The 4,616-nt window shown below is 63.5% G+C and carries 4 protein-coding genes; all 4 read right to left on the reverse strand.

The window, feature by feature from the left end:
- Positions 1-256: 256 nt before the first annotated feature.
- A complete protein-coding gene (locus EOA28_RS25745) occupies positions 257-1,273 on the reverse strand; it encodes a zinc-binding alcohol dehydrogenase family protein (protein ID WP_127250056.1) in 1,017 nt (338 codons plus the stop codon).
- Positions 1,274-1,339: 66 nt separating this feature from the next.
- The gene (locus tag EOA28_RS25750) at positions 1,340-2,305 is read right to left on the reverse strand and encodes an ABC transporter permease (protein WP_127250055.1); all 966 of its coding nucleotides are present in this window, start codon (positions 2,303-2,305) and stop codon (positions 1,340-1,342) included.
- The gene (locus tag EOA28_RS25755) at positions 2,302-3,855 is read right to left on the reverse strand and encodes a sugar ABC transporter ATP-binding protein (protein ID WP_127250054.1); all 1,554 of its coding nucleotides are present in this window, start codon (positions 3,853-3,855) and stop codon (positions 2,302-2,304) included. The genes EOA28_RS25750 and EOA28_RS25755 overlap by 4 nt, the downstream gene beginning before the upstream one ends.
- 157 nt (positions 3,856-4,012) lie before the next feature.
- A partial coding sequence (locus EOA28_RS25760; protein ID WP_148670852.1) for a substrate-binding domain-containing protein occupies positions 4,013-4,616 on the reverse strand: 604 nt, incomplete at its 5' end.

Raw genomic sequence — 4,616 nt, forward strand, 5'->3', positions numbered from 1 at the left:
ACTGTTCAGGTTGATGGTTCACCGGTGGGAAGGGACCGGGCCATGCCACGGCCTGTCCGAAAGGACGACCACGATCCACTCGGTCTCCTTCCCACCTCAACCATACACCAGAACCAACACACAGGATCCCAGGGTCTCCGCGACGGAGCTGCGCTCCTGCTTCGCCCTGGGATGACGAAGGGGTAGGCGCTTCGGCCAATCACCAAGGCTGTGATTGCCAGATATCCAGGGCCGGAAATCTCTATGCCGGCGTCTCTCACCCCACCTCGATAACCGCCTTGATCAGCCCCGACTTCTCATGCGTCCATCGCGCCAGATCGCGCGGCGTTGCGGCGAGCGTGGTGCGATGGGTGACGAGCTTGCCCAACGGCACGGCGCCGTTGCGGATCGAGGCCGCGACATGCTCGAAGTCGGCCTTGAGCGCATTGCGGCTGCCGACCAAAGTCATCTCGCGCTTGTGGAATTCGGGGTCGGAGAAGGCGATGTCGTCCTTGACTACGCTGACCAGCACCAATGTGCCGCCATGCGCGACATGGGCGAAGGCGGACTGCACCGACGTCGTGTTGCCGGTCGCGTCGAAGACGAGGTCGAACCCTTCGCCGAAGGTCGCCTGCCGCACCAGGTCGGCGGCCGATGCCTTGGAGGTGTCGAGCGGGGCAAAGCCGAGTTCCTTTTCAGCGAAGCCAAGGCGCTCACTGCTCATGTCGAGCAGGCTGACATCCAGGCCGGCGATGCGGGCGAATATCGCCGTGCCGAGCCCGATAGGGCCGGCGCCGATGACCAGTGTACGCTGGCCGGGCTGCCCGAGCGATCGGCGCACCGCATGCGCGCCGATAGCCAGGAATTCCACCGCAGCGGCGTCGGCCAGCGACAGGCCATTCGTCGGGTAAAGGTTCTGCGCCGGCACCAGGATCTCGTCGCACATGGCGCCGTCGCGATGGACGCCCAGCACCTCGATCCTCACGCAGCAATTCGGCTTGCCATGCCGGCAGGCGATGCATTGGCCGCATGAAAGATAGGGGTTGATGATGACCGCCTCGCCGACGGCAAGATCGATGCCTTCTCCCTTCTCGACGATGATGCCGGAAACCTCATGGCCCATGATGCGCGGATAGGCGAGGAAGGGATGCTTGCCTTCGAAGATGTGATAGTCGGTGCCGCAGATGCCGACATGGCTGACGGCGACGCGCGCCCAGCCGGGTGGTGGCGCCCCGGGCGCTGCGCGGTCTTCGAGGACAAGGTCGCCGGGCGAGCGGCAAACGACGGCTTTCATTGAACAGATCCAAAAAGGGCGCCGGCCTCGGTCCGGCCGGGCCGGCGCGTTAGTTTCTGGGAGGAGTCACTTGCCGCGACGGCGCAAGCCGTCGAAGTAGACGATGACGATGATCAGTGCTCCGGTGATGACGCGTTGCCAGAAGGTGTTGACGTTGAGCAGGTTGGCGCCGTTGTTGATCGTCGACAGGATGAAGGAGCCGATCAGCGGCCCGTGCACGGAGCCGATGGCGCCGAACAGCGAGGTGCCGCCGATCACCGACGAGGCGATGGCCTGCAGTTCATAGGTGTCGCCCTGCGTCGGGTTGCCGATGCCGATGCGCGAGGCCAAGAGCACGCCGACGAAGGCGGCGAGCAGACCGGAGAGGATATAGGCCATGAAGATGGTGCGTGGCACGTTGACGCCAGACAGGCGCGCGGCTTCGGCGTTGGAGCCGACCGAGAACAGATAGCGGCCCCAGCGCGTGTGGTGCAGGAAGATGTAGGACGGAATGGCGACGAGGATCACCATCCAGAACAGATAGGGGATGCCGAACAGCGAGCCGCGGGAGAAGGCCTGGAACGGGTCGCTGTTGATCGAGATCGAGTTGCCGTTGGTCATCAGAAGGCCAATCCCGCGTAGCGAGGTCATGGTGGCCAAGGTGATGATGAAGGGCGGCAGGCCCATTTTGACGATGCCGAAGCCGTGGAAGAGGCCGATGGCGACGCCGACTAGCAAGGTGATCAGCACCGCCGCCCAGATCGGCCAGCCGGCATTGATCAGAAGCGCCACCACAACAGTCGTGAAGCCGACCACCGCGCCGACCGACAAGTCGATGCCGCCGGTGATGATAACGAAGGTTTGGCCGACTGCGAGGATGGCGATCAGTGAGCCCTGGCGCAGAAGATTGGTGATGTTGAGGGCCGTGGCGAAGGAGGGCGTGGCGACGGCCAGTACGATCCACATCAGCAGCAGAAGGCCAAGCAGGGTCAGGCCGAAGAGCGCGTTGAAATTGCGCTTGGTTTTTTCGGCGGGGATCGCCTCGGTGCTCATTTTTGTCCTCCCGTTTTTTCTTGTTTCTCGGCCAGCGCCTGACCCAGAATGTCCTCGTGGCTTGCCGTGCGGAACCCATGCGTGGCGACCAGTTTGCCGCGCCGGAACACATGCAGCGTGTCGGCAAGCTCATAGACCTCCGGCAGATAGGACGAGATCAGGATGATGCCGGCCCCCTTCGACAACAGCGTCGAGAACAGGCGGTAGATCTCGGCCTTGGTGCCGACATCGACGCCCACCGTCGGCTCGTCGAAGATGAACAGCTTGGCGCCATGCGCCAGCCATTTGCCGATGACGATCTTCTGCTGGTTGCCGCCTGAGAGGCTGGAGGCGAGCGCGCTGCGTGTCGGCGTCTTGATGCGCAGGTCCGCGATCTGGCGATCGGCTTCGGCCTTCTCCTTGGCGCCCGAGATCAAGGCGTTGCTGGAAATGCGCTTGTAGATCGGCAGGTTGAGGTTCATGCCGACCGACAGGTTGAGGCACAGGCCTTGGTCGCGGCGGCTTTCCGGGGCAAGGGCCATGCCGAGCCTTATGGCGTCATGCTCGGAATTGACCTGGACCTCCTTGCCCTCCCACAGGATCTGGCCGGCCGATTTCCTGTGGCGGCCGTAAAGCGTGGTGACGAACTCGCTGCGGCCTGCGCCGATCAGGCCGTAAAGGCCAACGATCTCGCCGGCGCGGACGGTCACCGAGACATTCTCGAAACCTTTGCCGGAAAGGTTCTTCGTCTCGACGATCGTGGCGCCGGGCGTGAAATGCTCCTTGTGGTAGATCTGCTCGATCGAGCGGTTGATCATCAGCTTGACCAGCTCGGCCTCGTCGGTCTCGGCGATGTTGCGGGTGCCGACCAACGTGCCGTCGCGCAGTACGGAAACGCGGTCGGCAAGCTCGAACACTTCCTCCATGCGGTGGCTGATGTAGATGATGGTGACACCTTCGCCCTTGAGCCTTCGGATCAGCTTGAACAGCTGGTCGGCCTCCTTGCGGGTGAGATAGGCGGTCGGTTCGTCAAAGATCAGGAATTTGGTGCCGCGCACGGTAGCCCTAGCTGCGGCGATCAACTGCTGCTGGCCGATGGTTAGGTCGCCGAGAACGACATGCGCCGGCAGGTCGAAGCCCAGCCCGTCGATGATCTTCTGCGCTTCCTTGACCATGGCGCGTTGCTGCAGCAGGCCGAAGCGGGACTCCTCCTCGCCGAGGAACATGTTGGCGGCGACGGTGAGATGGCGGCAAAGCACCACCTCCTGGTGGACGGCGTTGATGCCCAGCGCCATCGCCTCATGCGGTGTGGCCAAGGCCGCCGGCTTGCCCTCCCAGATCACCTCGCCCGAGGTGCGCGGCATGACGCCGGTCAGAAGTTTTATCAGGGTCGACTTGCCGGCGCCGTTCTCGCCGACGATGGCGTGGATCTCGCCGGCCTTGAAGGCGAGATGCACCGGCTTCAGCGCATGCGTGCCGGGATAGCGCTTTTCCAGCCCGTTGAGCTCGAGGATCGTCCTGCCCGGGGCCAGCGTGGGGGCGGGGTGCAGTTCCTGCGCCGTCGACGTCATGACAATCCTCCCAGATTGGTCTCAACCATTGGGTATGCAGCGATGCGTCTGACGCGCATCTTGGAGTCAAAACCTAGATCAGGCCCGCGGATTTCCAAATCGCCTGACGGATGTTTCCGGGGCGCGAGGCCCCGGAAACGAGTGCAAGCGACACTGCTCAGTTGAGCTTCGGGTTGAGCAGCGCGTCGATCTTGGGATCCTTCATGTTGTCCTTGGTGACGAGGTTGGCGCCGGTGTCGACATTGGCCTCGACCTTCTCGCCCTTCGAGGCAGCCAGAGCGGTCTTGATGCCGTCATAGCCCATCCGGTACGGGTCCTGGACGACAAGGCCGGAGATGACGCCGTCATTGAGGAACTTGATCAGCTTCTCGTCGCTGTCGAAGCCGATCAGCGCCACCTTGCCGCCAAGGTTGTTCTCGGCGATGGCCTGGCCGACGCCCTGCGCCATGATCAAGTTCGAGGCGAAGATGCCCTTGAGGTCCGGATTGGCGGTGATCAGGTCGGTGGCGATGTTGAGGCCGGTGGTGGCCTGGCCGTCGGCGTATTTGTCGGCGACGAGCTCGAGGCCCGGATATTTGGCCTTGATCTGTTCGATGAAGCCCTGCTTGCGCTGCTCGAGCGAGCCGGCGCCGGGAAGGGCCGTGATCAGCGCGACCTTGCCTTCAACCTTGCCGCCATTGGCGGCGCCGATCGCGGCGGCGAGACCGTCAGCGGCGACGCGGCCGCCCTGGACGTTGTCGGTGGTGAGGAAGGAGGTGAAG

Source organism: Mesorhizobium sp. M2A.F.Ca.ET.067.02.1.1 (genome assembly GCF_004023285.1).
Lineage (GTDB): Bacteria > Pseudomonadota > Alphaproteobacteria > Rhizobiales > Rhizobiaceae > Mesorhizobium.